16 protein-coding genes are annotated in these 16,922 nt (G+C 70.8%); 7 read left to right on the plus strand and 9 right to left on the minus strand.

Annotation, left to right across the window (positions count from 1 at the left end):
* Positions 1 to 1,017: a glycosyl hydrolase gene (locus AB0368_RS10940; RefSeq protein WP_366153621.1), complete on the plus strand. Its 1,017-nt coding sequence runs from the start codon at positions 1 to 3 to the stop codon at positions 1,015 to 1,017.
* Here AB0368_RS10940 and AB0368_RS10945 read toward each other — a convergent pair.
* Positions 986 to 1,765 (minus strand): WecB/TagA/CpsF family glycosyltransferase, encoded by a 780-nt coding sequence (locus AB0368_RS10945; RefSeq protein WP_366153622.1) that lies wholly within the window; start codon positions 1,763 to 1,765, stop codon positions 986 to 988. The genes AB0368_RS10940 and AB0368_RS10945 overlap by 32 nt on opposite strands.
* Before the next feature lie 63 nt (positions 1,766 to 1,828).
* Here AB0368_RS10945 and AB0368_RS10950 point away from each other — a divergent pair, with 63 nt between their 5' ends.
* The 4 genes from AB0368_RS10950 (at position 1,829) to galT (ending at position 5,639) form a co-directional block, all read left to right on the plus strand.
* Complete coding sequence (locus AB0368_RS10950) at positions 1,829 to 2,779, plus strand: sulfotransferase (RefSeq protein WP_366153623.1); 951 nt, start codon at positions 1,829 to 1,831, stop codon at positions 2,777 to 2,779.
* Complete coding sequence (locus AB0368_RS10955) at positions 2,779 to 3,693, plus strand: glycosyltransferase family A protein (protein ID WP_366153624.1); 915 nt, start codon at positions 2,779 to 2,781, stop codon at positions 3,691 to 3,693. Before AB0368_RS10950 ends, AB0368_RS10955 begins: the two co-directional genes overlap by 1 nt.
* An 81-nt stretch (positions 3,694 to 3,774) precedes the next feature.
* Complete coding sequence (locus AB0368_RS10960; RefSeq protein WP_366153625.1) at positions 3,775 to 4,551, plus strand: DeoR/GlpR family DNA-binding transcription regulator; 777 nt, start codon at positions 3,775 to 3,777, stop codon at positions 4,549 to 4,551.
* The gene (gene galT / locus AB0368_RS10965) at positions 4,548 to 5,639 is read left to right on the plus strand and encodes a galactose-1-phosphate uridylyltransferase (protein ID WP_366153626.1); all 1,092 of its coding nucleotides are present in this window, start codon (positions 4,548 to 4,550) and stop codon (positions 5,637 to 5,639) included. The genes AB0368_RS10960 and galT overlap by 4 nt, the downstream gene beginning before the upstream one ends.
* A 659-nt stretch (positions 5,640 to 6,298) precedes the next feature.
* Here galT and AB0368_RS10970 read toward each other — a convergent pair.
* Positions 6,299 to 7,513 (minus strand): NADP-dependent isocitrate dehydrogenase, encoded by a 1,215-nt coding sequence (locus AB0368_RS10970; protein ID WP_366153627.1) that lies wholly within the window; start codon positions 7,511 to 7,513, stop codon positions 6,299 to 6,301.
* Positions 7,514 to 7,626: 113 nt separating this feature from the next.
* Between AB0368_RS10970 and AB0368_RS10975 the strand changes: the two genes are divergently transcribed.
* Positions 7,627 to 7,881 (plus strand): hypothetical protein, encoded by a 255-nt coding sequence (locus tag AB0368_RS10975; RefSeq protein WP_366153628.1) that lies wholly within the window; start codon positions 7,627 to 7,629, stop codon positions 7,879 to 7,881.
* Positions 7,882 to 8,138: 257 nt separating this feature from the next.
* On the opposite strand, the gene mdh is transcribed toward AB0368_RS10975, so the two are convergent.
* The 4 genes from mdh to purN form a co-directional block, all read right to left on the minus strand.
* Positions 8,139 to 9,089 (minus strand): malate dehydrogenase, encoded by a 951-nt coding sequence (gene mdh, locus AB0368_RS10980; RefSeq protein ID WP_366153629.1) that lies wholly within the window; start codon positions 9,087 to 9,089, stop codon positions 8,139 to 8,141.
* 118 nt (positions 9,090 to 9,207) lie between these two features.
* Positions 9,208 to 9,807: a pentapeptide repeat-containing protein gene (locus AB0368_RS10985; RefSeq protein WP_366153630.1), complete on the minus strand. Its 600-nt coding sequence runs from the start codon at positions 9,805 to 9,807 to the stop codon at positions 9,208 to 9,210.
* Position 9,808: 1 nt separating this feature from the next.
* Positions 9,809 to 11,365: a bifunctional phosphoribosylaminoimidazolecarboxamide formyltransferase/IMP cyclohydrolase gene (gene purH, locus AB0368_RS10990; protein ID WP_366153631.1), complete on the minus strand. Its 1,557-nt coding sequence runs from the start codon at positions 11,363 to 11,365 to the stop codon at positions 9,809 to 9,811.
* 76 nt (positions 11,366 to 11,441) lie between these two features.
* Positions 11,442 to 12,059 (minus strand): phosphoribosylglycinamide formyltransferase, encoded by a 618-nt coding sequence (gene purN / locus AB0368_RS10995; RefSeq protein ID WP_366153632.1) that lies wholly within the window; start codon positions 12,057 to 12,059, stop codon positions 11,442 to 11,444.
* A gap of 164 nt (positions 12,060 to 12,223) precedes the next feature.
* On the opposite strand from purN, the gene AB0368_RS11000 reads away from it, so the two are divergent.
* Positions 12,224 to 12,487, plus strand: coding sequence for a hypothetical protein (locus AB0368_RS11000; protein WP_366153633.1), 264 nt, complete (start codon positions 12,224 to 12,226; stop codon positions 12,485 to 12,487).
* 77 nt (positions 12,488 to 12,564) lie between these two features.
* On the opposite strand, the gene AB0368_RS11005 is transcribed toward AB0368_RS11000, so the two are convergent.
* The 3 genes from AB0368_RS11005 to sucC form a co-directional block, all read right to left on the minus strand.
* Positions 12,565 to 14,163, minus strand: coding sequence for a DUF6350 family protein (locus AB0368_RS11005; protein ID WP_366153634.1), 1,599 nt, complete (start codon positions 14,161 to 14,163; stop codon positions 12,565 to 12,567).
* 242 nt (positions 14,164 to 14,405) lie between these two features.
* On the minus strand, positions 14,406 to 15,287 hold the full coding sequence (sucD, locus tag AB0368_RS11010) for a succinate--CoA ligase subunit alpha (protein ID WP_366153635.1): 882 nt from the start codon (positions 15,285 to 15,287) through the stop codon (positions 14,406 to 14,408).
* A gap of 4 nt (positions 15,288 to 15,291) precedes the next feature.
* On the minus strand, positions 15,292 to 16,470 hold the full coding sequence (gene sucC, locus AB0368_RS11015; protein ID WP_366153636.1) for an ADP-forming succinate--CoA ligase subunit beta: 1,179 nt from the start codon (positions 16,468 to 16,470) through the stop codon (positions 15,292 to 15,294).
* Between the last annotated feature and the right edge of the window lie 452 nt (positions 16,471 to 16,922).

A 16,922-nucleotide genomic window follows, 5' to 3' on the forward strand; every position in this document is an offset into this window, starting at 1 on the left:
GTGCGCCGTGTTGTCGCCCTGCTGGGGCTTGTCGCGCTCGTGCTCGCCGGCTGCACCTCGCACCGGCGGGCCGAGCCCGAACCGACGCCGTCGCCCGACCTGACGAGCCCGCCGGTCGCGGTCGCGGTGAACCCGGGACCGTTCGAGGCGGGACCGTTCGAGGCGCCTCCGACGGGCGCGTACCTGGGAGCCTGGATCAAGCCGGACGCCCTGACCCACGCCGGCCGCGTCGAGGCCGTCGACGCCCTGGAGCAGGAGCTCGGCCGGCCGCTCGACATCGTCAACACGTACCGCCGCTTCGAGCAGATGGTCGGCACCGCGTCCGATGCCGAACTCCTGGACCAGGGCGCCACGCTGATGGTGAGCTGGGCGACCGGCGACAACCGCTCGATCACCGCGGGCGAGCACGACCAGCTGATCCGCAGGCAGGCGCGTGCCATCCGCAAGGTGAAGAAGCCGGTGCTGCTGCGCATCCGGTGGGAGATGGACCGGCCCAACCTGCGCGCGACGATGTGGTCCGGCGAGGACTACATCGCCGCGTACAAGCGCATCCGCGACATCTTCGCCGAGGAGCGCGCGACGAACGTCTCCTGGGTGTGGTGCCCGACCGCCGAGGGCTTCATCCGCGGCGACGCGCCGGCCTTCTACCCGGGCGACGACCAGGTCGACTGGACCTGCGTGGACGTGTACGCCGGGAAGGACTTCCGGCCGATCGGCCAGCTCATGGGCCCGTTCCTGCAGTTCGCCGCGCAGCACCCGAAGCCGATCATCATCGGCGAGTTCGGCGTGGCGAAGGCGTGGGGTTCGGCGGGCCGGGCGGCCTGGCTCCAGGACGCCCGGCGCACCTTCAAGGCCAACCGGCAGATCAAGGCGGTCGTCTACTTCGAGTCGGACCCCGAGGGCAATGGTCCCAAGCAGCAGTTCCAGCTCGCCGGCGACCGTCCCGCGTTCCGCGCCTTCACCCGGATGACCAAGGATCCCTACTTCAACGTCGGCGGGCCTGGGCCAGGAGCTTGAGGGCATAGGGGGCGTCGTGCTTGAGGTAGCGCCCGGCCAGCCGGCGCGGCTCGGTCCCGAGCCGGTGGGCCCACTCCAGGCCGGTGCGCTGCATCCAGCGCGGCGCCCGCTCGACGTCGCCGGCGACGAAGTTCACGGCCGCGCCGCAGCCGACGAACCAGGCATTCGGTAGCTCCGCCCGCAGCCGGGTGATGACCGCCTCCTGTTTGGGGAAACCGAGGCCCACGAAGACCAGGTCCGGCTCGGCGCCGGCCACCTTGGTGCAGAAGTCCGCGTACGCCTGCTCGTCCTTCTCGAAGCCGTAGTCGGGACAGAGGGTGCCGGCGATCCGCAGGCCCGCGCACTCGGCGGCGAGCCGGTCCGCCGCCCGGGTCGCACCGTCCTTGACGCCGTCGGCCGCCGGCGTGCCGCCGACGACGAAGACGGACCGTCCATCGTGGCCCAGCCCGCGCGACAGGGACCAGATCAGGCTGCTCCCGGCCACCCGCTCGGGCAGCGGCGTGCCGCTCAGCTTGCTGGCCCAGACCAGCGGCATGCCGTCGGCCACGATGAGGTCGGCGTCGTCGAGGTAGTCGCGGACCTCGCCGTCCACCCGCGCCTGGCGCAGGATGTCGATGTTCGGCGTGAGGATCCGGCCTCCGCGCCCGGCCGCGATGGCCTCCCGGACGACGGCGACCACCTCGCCCTCGGTGATCGGGTCGAACCCGGTCCCGTCGAGCTCGACCCGGTCGAAAGTCTCGATGGACAACTCCACGCCTCCTTCGCGCTCGTTCGCTCGTTATAGGAGCGAAACGAGCGAAGGTGGGCAGAAGTGGCACGGGTTGTTTATCTGGGTGGATTGGGACGAAGCGGAACCACGCTCGTCGAACGCCTGCTCGGCGAGCTGCCCTCGGTGTGCGCGCTCGGCGAGATCGTCCACCTCTGGCAACGCGACATCCGGGACAACGAGCGGTGCGGCTGCGGAGCGCGCTTCGCCGCCTGCACGTTCTGGCGGCGGGTCGGCGAGCGGGCGTACGGCGGCTGGCACAACGTCGACGTGGACCGCGTGCACGCCTTGCGCGACGCCGTCGAACGCACCCGGTTCATCCCGCGTCTCGCCGCCGCCAAGCTGCCCAAGGCCCAGCTCGCGGACGTCCGCGAGTACGCGAGCTTCTACTCCCGGATCTACGCGGCGGCGGCCGAGGTCTCCGGCGCGGCGGTCGTGGTCGACTCCTCCAAGCACAGCGCGCTCGCTCACGTGCTGCGCTGGGCCGAGGACGTCGACCTGAGGGTCGTGCACGTGGTGCGGGACGCGCGCGGGGTCGCGTACTCGTGGACCAAGACCGTCAGCCGGCCGGAGACGGACGGCAGCGAGGAGATGACGCGCTACTCCCCCAGCCGCTCGGCGCTGCTCTGGAACGCCCACAACGCGGCCTTCGGGCTCCTCGCCCGCCGCGGCGTACCGGTCCGGCGCATCCGCTACGAGCAGTTCCTTACCGATCCCCGGGCGACCCTTCGCGAGCTGGCCGACCACGCCGGCGTCCCGGTCGCCGACGGCGACCTGTCGTTCCTCGGAGACGGGTACGCGAACCTGCGCGTCGGCCACAGCGCGGCCGGCAACCCCATGCGCTTCACCGTCGGGCGCCTGCCGCTGCGCCGCGACGACGCCTGGGTCCGCGCCCTGCCCGGCAACCAGCGGCGGCTCGTCGGCGCGGTGTGCGCGCCGATGCTGCGCGCGTACGGCTACCCGCTCAACCCCGCAGAAGCACCCCAGGAGGCGTGATGAACTGGCCGTCCGTCGGCGTCGTGATCCCCACCCGCAACCGCCCGCAACTGGTGCGTAAGGCGATCGCCGCGGTCCGCGAGCAGCGCTATCCGGGCGAGATCAAAATCGTCGTCGTGTACGACCAGACGGAGCCCGACTACCTGCTCGCCTCCACCGAGGGCATCCAGGTGCTGGTACTGACCAACTGGCGTACCTCCGGCCTGGCCGGCGCCCGCAACACCGGCATCCTGTCGCTGGACACCGAGCTCGTGGCGTTCTGCGACGACGACGACCGGTGGGCCCCCGACAAGCTCCGCCGCCAGGTGGCCGCCCTGGTGGCCGAGGACGACGCCGAGTTCGCCACGTGTGCGATCGAGGTCGAGTACGAAGGCAAATGCACTCCCCGCCTGGCCGGGCACAGCCGGGTCACCATCGACGAGCTGGCCCGCTCGCGGATGGCGATGCTGCACTCGTCGTCGTTCCTCGTGCGGCGCGAGGCCTTGCGCGAGGACGCCATCGGCCTGGTCGCCGAGGACGCGCCGGGCAGCCAGAACGAGGACTGGGATCTGCTGCTGCGGGCGGCCCGCCGGGCCCCGATCGTGCACCTCGACGAGCCGCTCGTGCGGGTGCTGTGGGGCAGGACCTCGCATTACGCGTACGAGTACGCCACGAAGATCTCCTCGCTGCGCTGGATGATGCAGCGTCACCCCGAGATCAGCGGCTGCCGCCCCGGCGCGGCCCGCGTGTACGGGCAGTTGGCGTGCTGGTCCGCGGCGACCGGGAACCGCTCCCAGGCCTGGCAGTTCAGCAAGGAGGCGGTCCGCGCGAACTGGAAGGAACCGCGTACGGCCATCGCCCTGGCGGCCATGACCGGGGCCGTGAAGGTGGAGAACGTCCTCTCCGCGCTTCACAAACGCGGCCGAGGTATCTAACACACTCTTTTGCGCACACCCGATCACCAGGTAGTGTTCGCACGTGTTCGAAATAGTGCGGTTCACCTCGGGGGGTTGCTGATGCTCGCCCAGCAGCGCCAGGCGGCGATTCTCGATCGGGTTCGTGCGGCCGGCGGCGTCCGCGTCAGCGAACTCGCCTCCGAGTACGGCGTGTCCGACATGACCATCCGCCGCGACCTGGAATCCCTCGCGGACCGCGGCCTTCTCGCGAAGGTACACGGCGGGGCGACCACCGTGAGCCCCGGTTCGACGCACGAACCGGGTTTTGCGGCGAAGTCGGTCCGCCAGCGCACCGAGAAGGCGGCCATGGCCATGCGCGCGGCCGCCCTTGTCTCACCCGGCGACGCGATCGCGCTGTCGGCCGGCACCACGACCGCCGGCCTCGCCCAGCGGCTCGTCGACGTACCGGCGCTGACCGTGGTCACCAACTCGATCCCGGTCGCCGACGTCTTCTACCGCGCCGGCCGCCCGGACCAGACGGTGGTGCTGACCGGCGGGACGAGAACGCCGTCGGACGCGCTGGTCGGCCCGGTCGCGGTGGCCGCCATCGGCACCCTTCACCTCGACATGCTGTTCCTCGGCGTGCACGGCATGAGCGAACGAGCCGGCTACACGACGCCCAACCTCATGGAGGCGGACGTCAACCGGGCGCTCGTGGAGGCGGCGGAACGCCTCGTCGTCCTGGCCGACCACACCAAATGGGGCACGGTCGGCATCTCCTCGATCGTCCCCCTGAACCGCGCCGACGTGGTGATCACGGACGAGGGCCTCGACGAGACCGCCCGCGCGATCCTCACGGAACAGGTGAACGAACTCATGGTGGTGAGCGGCCAGTGATCGAGAAGCGGACGGCGATCAAGCTGTCGGACGGCCGCGAGCTGGTCTACTTCGATGAGTCCCCCGCCGAGGACCGGACCCGGTGGCAGGACAGCCGCCAGTTGCCGCCCCCGCCGCCGACCTCGCAGCTGCGCTACGACCCGCTGGTGGACGAATGGGTCGCGGTGGCGGCCCACCGCCAGACCCGCACCTTCCTGCCGCCGTCGGACAAGTGCCCGCTCTGCCCCTCCACCCCGGACTTCGCCAGCGAGATCCCGGCACCGGACTACGACGTCGTGGTCTTCGAGAACCAGTTCCCGTCGTTCAGCGACCGCGTGAAACCGGACGAGATCACCGAGCTGACGAACATGGTCCCGGTCCGCCCGGGCATCGGCCGGTGCGAGGTCGTCTGCTTCACCAGCGACCACACCAGCTCCTTCGGAGCCCTGCCCCCCGAACGCATCCGCACGGTGGTCGACGCCCTCGCCGACCGTACGGAGGAGATGTCGGCCCAGCCCGGCGTGGCCCAGGTCTTCCCGTTCGAGAACCGCGGCATCGAGATCGGCGTGACCCTGAGCCACCCGCACGGCCAGATCTACGCGTACCCGGGCATCCCACCCCGCACGGCGGCCATGCTGGAGGCGTCCCGGCAGCACGCCGAGCGCACCGGAGGCCGCAACCTCTACGCCGATGTCCTGGCCGCGGAACAGAAGGCGGAGATCAGAGTCATCGGTTCCAACGCGCACTGGACCGCGTACGTGCCGGCGGCAGCCCGCTGGCCCTTCGAGGTGCAGCTCGCACCCAACCGCCAGGTCCCGGACATTCCCGCGCTGACCTCCCAGGAGAGGGACGCGTTCGCCACGCTGTACCTGGATGTCCTCAAGCGCTTCGACGCGCTGTTCGGCAAGCCGATGCCGTACATCGCGGCCTGGCACCAGGCCGTGATCGGAGAAGGCCGAGACCTCGGCTACCTGCACCTCCAGCTCTTCACCATCCGGCGCGCGGCGGACAAGCTGAAGTACCTGGCCGGCTCGGAATCGGCCATGGGCGCGTTCATCAACGACATCGTGCCGGAGAAAGCAGCCCAGATCCTGCGCGACGCCCTCTAACCCGCCAGCGCAACCAGAGGTGGTCTGTTTCGGTGTCCTCGACACAGGCCCCCTGGGGCGCAGTGCCCGCTGAGCGAAGCGAGGCCATATACACAGTTAAGGGGGCGGGGGGCCCGGGACAAGGCCCCCCGCAGGGAAGGGACGGCAGGCGTTCCGCCTACAGGCCGCACCCCGCCGAGGTAACCGATCGGCGCCCGGGACAAGGCTGCCGGATCGGCGGGCGACACCTCGTGCGACGCGACCGTCATCCGTTCTGCTAGGGGAAACGAGCCGCGTACCCCCCGGTTACGCATCCTAAACATCACGTTTGGATCACCGGCCGGTTTTGCCGAAATAGGCCGTACGGACGCTTGCGACGGGCCTGCCGTGCCGCCTTCCACTACCCGCCCAGACCGCATTCGGGCCGCCGTCGCGCTTCCGGCGGCGCGGCGCACACATTCCGCCCAGGTGCGCCGCCCGCGCGCCGCTTCCTCAGCGCCGTCCGGCGACGCACAACACCCTCCACGACCATCGACCCGCGCCCGGCTCCCCCAACGCCGCGAACAAGCGCCCAGTGCCTCGCGCGTCCACCCCAGCCCGTCGCCCGGCACCACCAACGCCCGCGTGGACGCGCGAGGGCCCGCCGGCGTGGTGCCGGCGGGCCCTCTGCGGGAACGGGGTCAGGCCAGCTTGCGGGCCAGGTTCTCGTCCAGGGCGTTCATGAACTCGTCGGTGGTCAGCCAGGGTGCGTCCCGGCCGATGAGCAGCGCCAGGTCCTTGGTCATCTGTCCGCCCTCGACCGTCTCGACGCAGACCTTCTCCAGCGTCTCCGCGAACTCGCTGACGGCCGGGGCCTCGTCGAGCACACCACGGTGCTTGAGGCCGCCGGTCCACGCGAAGATCGAGGCGATCGGGTTCGTCGAGGTCTTCTCGCCCTTCTGCCACTGACGGTAGTGCCGGGTGACCGTGCCGTGGGCCGCCTCCGCCTCGACGGTCTTGCCGTCGGGGGTCATCAGCACCGAAGTCATCAGGCCGAGCGAGCCGAAGCCCTGCGCCACCGTGTCGGACTGCACGTCGCCGTCGTAGTTCTTGCAGGCCCAGACGTAGCCGCCCTCCCACTTCATGGCGGCGGCGACCATGTCGTCGATCAGGCGGTGCTCGTACGTGAGGCCGGCCTTCTTGAAGTCCTCGGCGAACTCGGTCTCGAAGATCTCCGCGAACAGGTCCTTGAAGCGCCCGTCGTACGCCTTCAGGATCGTGTTCTTGGTCGACAGGTAGACCGGGTAGTTGCGGGCGAGGCCGTAGCGGAACGAGGCTCGCGCGAAGTCGCGGATCGACTCGTCGTAGTTGTACATCGCCATCGCGACGCCGCCGCCCGGGTAGTCGGCGACGTGGAACTCCATCGGCGCCGAGCCGTCCGCGGGGGTGAAGGTGACGGTCAGCTTGCCGGGGCCGGGCACCACGAAGTCGGTGGCCTTGTACTGGTCGCCGTGCGCGTGGCGGCCGATGATGATCGGCTTGGTCCAGCCGGGTACGAGCCTCGGTACGTTCGACATGATGATCGGCTCGCGGAACACGACGCCGCCGAGGATGTTGCGGATCGTGCCGTTCGGCGACCGCCACATCTTCTTCAGGCCGAACTCGTCGACGCGGGCCTCGTCCGGCGTGATCGTCGCGCACTTGACGCCGACGCCGTGCCGCTTGATGGCGTTGGCCGCGTCGATCGTCACCTGGTCGTCGGTCTCGTCGCGGTGCTGGATCGACAGGTCGTAGTACTCGAGGTTGACGTCGAGGTAGGGCAGGATCAGCTGCTCACGGATCTGCTTCCAGATGATCCGGGTCATCTCGTCGCCGTCGAGCTCCACCACCGGGTTGTTGACCTTGATTTTCGCCATCGGCCGGCGCTCCTCTCCCGGGATTCATGCTTTAGCAGTACGAGCGTACTGCCTGTCGGTTGAAGATCGTCGCCGCCCCCGGGCCTGGCGCGAGGGTTCTACGCTTTCCCCCGATGGACCGCACCGAGCACCGTGACGAACGTCCCAACCCGCCCCGGACCAGGATGATCCTGATCGCGGCGGCCATGTTGGCGTTCCTGCTCGCCGTCACGATCAACAGCCTGTGGCTGGTAGCCGTGGCGGTTGTCCCGGTGGCCGCCTACGTGCTGCGGGAGCAGTCACCGGAGCTGGCCGCCAAGTCGACTGCCGCGATCCTCGCCGCCGCGCTCAGTCTGATCCTCATCGGGCTCGGCGTCGCTCACTCCTGACACCTTCGCATTTTTGTCGGCCCGGCCGCAGCGAGACCGGACGGCCTGTGGATAACCACGCGTTGTGGACAACGCCCGGCGTCGCCCCGGGCATCGATAAGGTCCCATCCATGACTGCAGCCGCCGCCCGGACAGGCGCATCCGGCACGGGCCTGAGGCCGTACCGGGAAAGGGTGAAGGCCGGACCGAAACGGCCCGGCCTTCGACGAGAGGATCTTCCGAGGCCGGCGCGACTGCGCGGGCCCGGCCGACGTGGATCAGAGGTCGGCGACGTCCGCCTGCTTGGCGCGCACGGCCTCGGCGGCCTCCTTGAGGCCCGCGAGCTCGGACTCGGTCAGGTCGGTCTCGACGACGCGCTTGATGCCCTGGGCACCGATCTCGGCCTCGACGCCCAGGTAGACACCCGAGATGCCGTATTCGCCGTCGACCCAGGCGCAGACCGGCATGACCGCGCCGGAGTCCTCGGCGACGGCCTTGGCCATGCGGGCCGCGGCGGCCGACGGCGCGTAGTAGGCGGAGCCGGTCTTGAGCAGGGCCACGACCTCGGCGCCACCGTTGCGGGTACGGGTGACGAGCTCCTCGACCTTGTCGGCGGGCAGCAGGTCGGCGAGCGGCTTGCCGTTGACCGTGGACTTCGACGGGACCGGCACCATCGTGTCGCCGTGCGAGCCCAGCGTCAGGGTCTTCACGCTGGCGACGGGAACCTTGAGCTCCTCGGCCACGAAGTTGGTGAAGCGCGCCGAGTCGAGCATGCCCGCCTGGCCGAGCACCCGGTTCTTCGGGAACTGGGTGGCGATCTGGGCCAGCGCGGTCATCTCGTCGAGCGGGTTCGAGACGACGATGACGACGGCGTTCGGGGCGTACTTCGCGACGTTCTCGGCGACCTGGCGAACGATCTTGGCGTTGACGCCGAGCAGGTCCATGCGGCTCATGCCGGGCTTGCGGGGCAGGCCCGCGGTGATCACGACGACGTCGGAGCCCTCGATGGCCTCGTAGCCCTCGCCGTTCGGGCCGGTGGAGGCGCCGACGACCTTGGTCTCGAAGCCCTCGACCGGGCGCGACTGGTTGAGGTCGAGCGCGAGGCCCTCCGGCTTGCCCTCGATGATGTCGGTGAGCACCACGGTGTCGAAGATGTCGTACTCGGCCAGACGCTGTGCGGTCGTGGACCCGTAGAAACCGGCGCCTACGACGGTGACCTTCTTGCCCATGCTCAAACTCCCAGTCCGCGGGACGGTTTTTCCGGACCGTATCAGTCGGTTGAGGCCGCAATACCCGGCAGGGCCAGATCCGGCGAGGTAGGCCACTCGTGAGGCCGGCACCCGCAGGTCAGCCGATGATCGCCCCGTGTGCCCGGGCGAACAGCCCCGCCTGGGCGATGTCGATCTTTGCCCCGGTGAGGTCCACCTCCCGCAACGCGACCCCGTCCAGGTCCGCCCCGCGCAGATCCGCGCCCTTGAGCACGGCGTCCTTGAGCCGGGCGTACGAGAGATCGGCGCCGCGCAGGTCGGTCCGGGTCAGGTCGGCCCCCTCGAGATCCGCCTCGTGCAGGCGCAGGCCGCCCAGCTTCGCCGCGGTCAGGTTCTGGCCGCGCAGCGACACGAAGCCCCAGTCCCCGCCGTCGATGGTCAGCGGGCGCAGTCCACAGTCGAGGAACTGGCTTCCGGTGAGCTTGCAGTCGCTGATCGTCGCGTCGAAGAAGTTGCACCGGCGCAGCGTCGACTGGAGGATCGCGCAGGTGCTCAACTCGGCGGCGTTGAAGCGGACGTTGCCGAACTCACAGTGTGCGAAGGTGCAGCCGGTGAGCCGCGCCTCCGACCAGTCGACGTCGTGGAACGCGCAGTCCTGGTACACCGCGCGTTCCACCTCGGCGAGCGCCCAGTCCTTGCCGGAGAAGGTCTGGTTGCGGACGACCTCGGGCTCCTGCACGTCAGTGGTAGAAGTGCCGGGTGCCGGTCAGATAGACGGTGAGGCCGGCCTTCTCCGCGGCCTCGATCACCACGTTGTCGCGGATGGACCCACCCGGCTGCACGACGGCCTTGACGCCGGCCGCGATCAGCACCTCGAGCCCGTCCGGGAACGGGAAGAACGCGTCCGACGCCGCCACGCTGCCCTTGGCCCGGTCCGCGCCGGCGCGGTCGACCGCGAGGTGCGCGGAGTCCACCCGGTTGACCTGACCCATGCCGACGCCGACGGTGGCGCCGTCGTGCGCGAGCAGGATCGCGTTGCTCTTCACCGAGCGGATGGCCCGCCAGGCGAACGCCAGGTCGCGCAGATCCTCCGGCGATGCCGCCTCGCCGGTCGCCAGGGTCCAGTTGGCCGGGTCGTCGCCCTCGGCGTCGATGCGGTCGGCCATCTGCACCAGTACGCCGCCACCGATCTGCTTGACCTCCGCCGGCGGCGGGTTCCAGGCCGGGGCGACCAGCACGCGCAGGTTCTTCTTCTCCTGGAAGACCGCGAGTGCGTCGGCGGCGAACGACGGCGCGACGACGACCTCGGTGAAGATGCCGTCGAGCTGCTTCGCCAGTTCCAGGGTCACCTCCCGGTTGACCGCGATGACCCCGCCGAACGCCGAAACCGGGTCGCAGGCGTGGGCCTTGCGGTGCGCCTCGGCCACGTCCGCGCCGATCGCGATGCCGCACGGGTTGGCGTGCTTGATGATCGCGACGCACGGCTCGGTGAAGTCGTTGGCGCTGCGCCAGGCCGCATCCGCGTCGACGTAGTTGTTGTACGACATCTCCTTGCCGTGCAACTGCTGCGCCTGCGCGAGACCGGCGGGAGCGTTCGGGTCGACGTAGAGGGCCGCCTGCTGGTGCGGGTTCTCGCCGTACCGCAGGGCGTTGTCGCGCTTGAGGGCGAGACCCGCGAACTCGGGCCAGTCCGCCGGCGCAAGCGTCGTCGCACACCAGTTGGCGACTGCGACGTCGTACTCGGCGATGTCGGCGAAGGCGCGAGCTGCGAGCATTTTGCGCTGCGTCAGCGTGAAACCGCCGTCGCGCAGGGCGTCCACAATCAGCGGGTACGCCGACACGCCCGTCACCACCGCGACCGACGGATGGTTCTTGGCCGCCGCCCGCACCATCGCCGGCCCGCCGATGTCGATCTGCTCGACGCACTCGTCCACGCTCGCGCCGGAGGCCACGGTCTCGGTGAACGGGTACAGGTTGCTCACCAGCAGGTCGAAGGGCTGCACCTCGAGCTCCGCGAGCTGCTGCTCGTGGGCCGGCAGCCGGAGGTCGGCGAGCAGGCCGGCGTGCACGCGCGGGTGCAGCGTCTTGACGCGACCGTCGAGGCACTCCGGGAAGCCGGTCAGCGCCTCGACCCGGGTCACCGGCACGCCGGCGCCCTCGACGGTCGAGGCGGTGGACCCGGTGGAGACGATCTGCACCCCGGCGGCGTGCAGGGCCCGCGCGAGCTCAACGAGGCCCGTCTTGTCGTAGACGCTGAGCAGCGCTCGCTGGATCGGGCGTCGGCCATCGGCGCTCATGCCGGCACTCCGCTTCGCTCCGTGCCGTCATGAGGCACGGGCGCACTGAGCCTTCCGATGCCCTCGCTTCGCTCGGTCATGGGATGGTGACCTTCCTGTCCGTGATGGTCCAGCCTTCGCGGACCAGCCTGCCGACGTACTCCACGAGTTGCCGGCGCTCGGCTTCCTTGATCCGCTCGGTCAGCGTCTCTTCCGTGTCGTCGTCGAGCACGGGCACGCTGACCTGGGCGATGATGGGCCCGGTGTCGACTCCGGCGTCGACGAAGAAGAGGGTCGCGCCAGCGATCTTCACCCCGTACGCCAGAGCGTCGCGCGGGCCGTGAATGCCCGGGAACGCCGGGAGCAGCGCGTTGTGGGTGTTGAGGTAGCGGTCGCCGAACGCGGCGAGGAACTGCTTGCCGACGAGCTTGAGGAAGCCGGCCGAGATGACCAGGTCCGGCTTGTGCTCGGCGACGTGCGCGGCGAGGGCGGCGTCCCAGTCGTCCCGGGTCGGGTAGGCCTTGACGGAGTCCACGAACGTGGGAACTCCCGCCGCGGCGGCGCGGTCGATGCCGGCGATGCCGTCCCGGTCCGCACCGACGGCGACGACCCTCGCGCCGTACGCGGGATCCATGGCGGCGTCGAGGAGTGCCTGCAGGTTGCTGCCGGAGCCGGAGACGAGGACGACCAGGCGGGCGGGCGCGGGGTCTGTCACGCCAGCACCCTATCGCCGGGCCTGGTCGCCACCGCAAACGGGTCGATTCGCGGACAGCGCAAACGGCTGATCATCGGTTAGGCTGCGGCCGCTCACGCGATGGTCCGCGTGCGCCTGGATCTGCACACGACCGCCGCAGCGCGGATTTATCTGGAGGATCGCCCGTGACGCCACCGCCCTACTACGGACAGCAGCCCCCGGCTGCCGCCGGCAACGACAAGACGACGCTCTGGGGCGTCCTCGGCATCGTGTTCGCGTTCTGCTGCGCGCCGCTCGGCATCGTGTTCGCCGTGCTGAGCCTGCTCGAGGCGAAGAAGGTCAACAAGCAGCCCATCCTGGCGTACATCGCTTTCGGCATCGCGGCCCTCGGCATCATCGGCAACATCGTGTACGCCGCCTCCGGCGGGTACAGCAACCTCGGCAACTAGGCACCACCACACGAACGGGCGCTCCGGCCACGGCCGGAGCGCCCGTTTCGCTGCGCGGACGACTATGCGCGGAACGACTACTTGTGGACCGGCGCGCGGAACGCCCGCCCCGCGGCCGCCCCGATGCAGGACGACACGCCGACCACCACCGTCGCGATCAGCCCGACCTGCCACGGCACCGGCCCGATCTCCGCCAGCCGCCCGTCCCCCAGCGACCCGCCGGACAGCCACGACAAAACACCCAGAACCAGCCCCGCCACCGGCCCGGCCAGCAACGCCGAGCCCAGCACCAGCGACCAGCCCGGCTCCCCCACCACCGGCTCTCCCGGGCGTACAGGGTGGCGGCTGTCCCGCAGGTGACCGTCGACGACGTGGTGCACGCCCATCAGACGGCGGGTCAGCAGCCAGCCCGCCGCCATCGCGGCCAGCACCGGCACCGCCAGCAGCGCCGCGCCGCTCGCTCCCATCGGGCCGTTGGGGAGGCCTGCCAGCAGCGGCAGCGTCGGCAGGGGGCCCACGGTCACCTCGGTCAGGCGTACGGCGGAGTCGGTGCCCAGCAGGAAGCCCGGGCCGAGCAGGTACGCAGCCGCCCAGATCACGCCGTTCGCGCCGTACGCGAGGCTGATCAGCGTGATGCCCGTCTGGCCCGCGACCCCGGTCCGGTAGGCGCCGATCATGTCCGCGGCCTGGCCGCCGCCGACCGCGATGGAGAGGCCGGCGAACGCGGCGCCGGCGACGAGGATCAGCAGGGTTGCCACGACGCCGGTGCGCAGGCCGTGCCGGGCCGGCTGCGGGATCCGGCGGGCGACCACCACCAGGGCGTCCGTGCTGCGCAGGGAGCCGATCAGCGAGAAGGCGAGCCCGGCGAGGAAGAGATGGAACGCGGCCCGCCCGGGTGAGACGTCCGTGCCGCGGCCGTCGACGACGAGGGCGGCCAGCAATCCGAGCATCCCGTACGCGGCCCCGATCGTGACTGCGACCAGCACAGCGGCCCGGGGTGACGCGCTGCGCCGGGCGCCGATGGCCCGGGTGACGTGCAGGCCGGCCCGGTTGAGCCGCCACCCGGCCAGCAGCGTGAGCAGCAGAGGCGCCAGGCCGAGCGGGCCGATTGACGTGCCGATGGGTACGCCGTGCCCGAGCAGCCACCCCGCCAGCCCGGCATGCGCCGCGCCACCGAGGCCGCCCTGGCCCTCGAGGGTGCGGGCGAGTCCGATGACCGCGGCCACCGGCACGTACGAGAGCAGCGCGGCCCACAGCGTCGCGAAGGCGGCGGCCACCGGCAGCGGAGCCCGGTTCCGGGACTCGGCCGGGCGGCGCTGGCCGGGCAGCTTGACGGTCGGGTGCTTGCCGGTATCGACGCGGACGGTGGGGTGGTTGCGCGGATCGACCGCGACCGTGGGCCGGTTCCGGTCCGATTCCTGCGGCTTCGCCTCGGAGCCGGCGCCGGGCCTCGAGCCGGTGGGGCCCACGCGGACGGTGGTGTGGCCGGGCACCGCGGGACGCACCCCGGCCGGAGCGAGGTCTCGCATGATGTCGAGCTCGTCCTCCGGGCCCGCGGAGACGGCCTCGGAGCGGCCGGGCGTGCGGCGGGCAGCGTCGTCGGAGGCCTCGGTGGCATCCAGCGGGTCCCCCGAGCCGGCGGATCGACCGTCGGGACGGTCGGGTGTGGTCGGCATCGCCGACTACTTTTCCACGCCGGGCGGCCTGCGGCGACGCAGAATCCGCGACTCGCCGCGTCCAGCCGCGCAAACAGAGCCGCGCGACCCGCATCCAGCCGCGCGAACAGCTCCGCGCGACCGGCATCCACCGGCACGCGACGAGGCGCATGACCGGCATCCAGCGCCGTGCAGAGACGCGGACGCGCCGCCGTGCGGACCGGTCAGGTCCGTGCGGCGGCGCGTCTGTGGCCGTACCAAAATCAGCTCATGACCTCGCGCATGAGCCGCGCGGTCTCGCTCGGGGTCTTGCCGACCTTGACGCCCGCGGCCTCGAGGGCTTCCTTCTTGGCGTCGGCCGTGCCTGCCGAGCCGGAGATGATCGCGCCCGCGTGGCCCATGGTCTTGCCGGGCGGGGCGGTGAAGCCCGCGATGTAGCCGACGACCGGCTTGGTCACGTTGGCCTTGATGAACTCCGCCGCGCGCTCCTCGGCGTCGCCGCCGATCTCGCCGATCATGACGATCGCGTCGGTGTCCGGGTCCTCCTGGAACGCCTTGAGGGCGTCGATGTGGGTGGTGCCGATGATCGGGTCGCCGCCGATGCCCACGCTGGTCGAGAAGCCGAAGTCCCGCAGCTCGTACATGAGCTGGTAGGTCAGCGTGCCGCTCTTCGACACCAGGCCGATGCGGCCGGCCGGGGTGATGTCGGCCGGGATGATGCCCGCGTTCGACGCGCCCGGGGACGCGATGCCGGGGCAGTTCGGGCCGATGATGCGGGTCTTCTGCCCCTGGGCGATGTTGTGCGCCCAGAAGGCGGCCGAGTCCTGCACCGGTACGCCCTCGGTGATGACCACGGCGAGCGGGATCTCCGCGTCGATGGCCTCGAGGACGGCGGACTTGGTGAAGGCCGGCGGCACGAAGATGACCGACACGTCCGCGCCGGTCTCCTTCATGGCCTCGGCGACGTTGGCGAAGACGGGGAGCGCGGTGCCGTCGAAGTCCACGGTCGTGCCGGCCTTGCGCGGGTTCACGCCGCCGACCACGTTCGTGCCCGCGGCCAGCATGCGGCGGGTGTGCTTCGAACCCTCAGAGCCGGTCATGCCCTGGACGATGACCTTGGAGTCCTTGGTGAGCCAGATAGCCATGTAGTCACTTCCCCGCAGCCGCGAGCTCGGCGGCACGCTCGGCCGCACCGTCCATCGTGTCGACCCGCTCGACGAGCGGGTTGTTCGCCGAGTCCAGGATCGCCCGGCCGGCCTCGGCGTTGTTGCCGTCGAGGCGCACCACGAGCGGCTTGGTGACGGCCTCGCCACGCTCGCCGAGCAGGGCGAGGGCCTGGATGATGCCGTTGGCGACCTCGTCACAGGCCGTGATGCCACCGAAGACGTTGACGAACACCGACTTGACCGCCGGGTCGCCCAGCACGATCTCGAGGCCGTTCGCCATCACCTGGGCGCTGGCGCCGCCGCCGATGTCGAGGAAGTTGGCCGGCTTGACGCCGCCGTGCGCCTCGCCCGCGTACGCGACCACGTCGAGCGTCGACATGACCAGGCCCGCGCCGTTGCCGATGATGCCGACCTCGCCGTCGAGCTTGACGTAGTTGAGGTCCTTGGCCTTGGCGGCCTGCTCCAGCGGGTCGACCGCGGACTGGTCCACCAGCGCCTCGTGGTCGGGGTGCCGGAAGCCGGCGTTCTCGTCCAGGGTGATCTTGGCGTCCAGGCAGAGCACCCGGCCGTCGCCGACCTTGGCCAGCGGGTTGACCTCGACCAGGGTGGCGTCCTCGGCCACGAAGGCCTGCCAGAGCTTCACCGCGATGTCGACGACGTGCTCGGCCACCTCGGCCGGGAACTTCGCGGCGGCGACGATCTCGCGCGCCTTGGCCTCGTCGACACCCGCGTTCGCGTCGATAGCGATCTTGGCGACCCGCTCGGGGTCCTCCTCGGCGACCGTCTCGATCTCCATGCCGCCGGCCACGCTGGCGATGCAGAGGAAGGTGCGGTTGGCCCGGTCCAGCAGGTAGGAGAAGTAGTACTCCTCCTTGATGTCCGCCGTCTCGGCCAGCATCACCTTGTGAACCGTGTGACCCTTGATGTCCATGCCCAGGATGTCGGTCGCCCGGGCCTCGGCCTCGTCCGCACCGTCGGCCAGCTTGACGCCGCCGGCCTTGCCGCGGCCGCCGACCTTCACCTGCGCCTTGACGACGACCTTGCCACCGAGGCGCTCGGCGATCGCCCGCGCCTCCTGCGGGGTCTCGGCGACGCCGCCGCCCAGCACGGGCAGCCCGTGCCGTTCGAACAGGTCGCGCCCCTGATACTCGAACAGGTCCACGTGTCTCCTTTCGCTCGCGACGCTTGCCCCGGCAAGCCGCGTACCTGCGTCCCGACCTGTGTGCGCGGCGCGTCGTTGCGTCGCCGCCAGCGTGAGAGAAATGTCGGCCCCGGCGGTGCTCGGGGGCCTCAATTCGCAGCCTAGCCACACCGGCGGTGACGGCGGGCCCGCGGGTGCGTCCTGTGCGGTCTTGCACAGCGATTCGCGCTTCTCCCGGCGGCCGGGGACGGCCGGGACCCGCCACGGCCCGGGCGCGCCAGCCGCCGGAGGCGGGGCCGGTGGGTGCTGCGCCTGCCCGCCCGCGGCCGCGTACCTAAAAGATCTTGATCCTGCGGGAGAACGACGCGTAACCCTGCCCGGGAGGCGTCGTTGAGTGTGGTGTCGGAGCGCTGAGCGACGACGAAAGCGGCCGATGCCCTGTCGGTCGAGGGGTGGCGGCGGGGCATCGTGCA

Origin of the sequence: Actinoplanes sp. NPDC051475, assembly GCF_040689425.1 — a bacterium.
Classification (GTDB): domain Bacteria; phylum Actinomycetota; class Actinomycetes; order Mycobacteriales; family Micromonosporaceae; genus Actinoplanes.

Bases quoted from the DNA above. Each gene is read 5' to 3' on its own strand.
- purH (WP_366153631.1), bottom strand. From the start codon at position 11,365: ATGAGCGCCGATGGCCGACGCCCGATCCAGCGAGCGCTGCTCAGCGTC.
- AB0368_RS10955 (WP_366153624.1), top strand. From the start codon at position 2,779: ATGAACTGGCCGTCCGTCGGCGTCGTGATCCCCACCCGCAACCGCCCG.
- sucD (WP_366153635.1), bottom strand. From the start codon at position 15,287: ATGGCTATCTGGCTCACCAAGGACTCCAAGGTCATCGTCCAGGGCATG.
- AB0368_RS11005 (WP_366153634.1), bottom strand. From the start codon at position 14,163: ATGCCGACCACACCCGACCGTCCCGACGGTCGATCCGCCGGCTCGGGG.
- mdh (WP_366153629.1), bottom strand. From the start codon at position 9,089: ATGGGCAAGAAGGTCACCGTCGTAGGCGCCGGTTTCTACGGGTCCACG.
- AB0368_RS10970 (WP_366153627.1), bottom strand. From the start codon at position 7,513: ATGGCGAAAATCAAGGTCAACAACCCGGTGGTGGAGCTCGACGGCGAC.
- AB0368_RS10960 (WP_366153625.1), top strand. From the start codon at position 3,775: ATGCTCGCCCAGCAGCGCCAGGCGGCGATTCTCGATCGGGTTCGTGCG.
- AB0368_RS10975 (WP_366153628.1), top strand. From the start codon at position 7,627: ATGGACCGCACCGAGCACCGTGACGAACGTCCCAACCCGCCCCGGACC.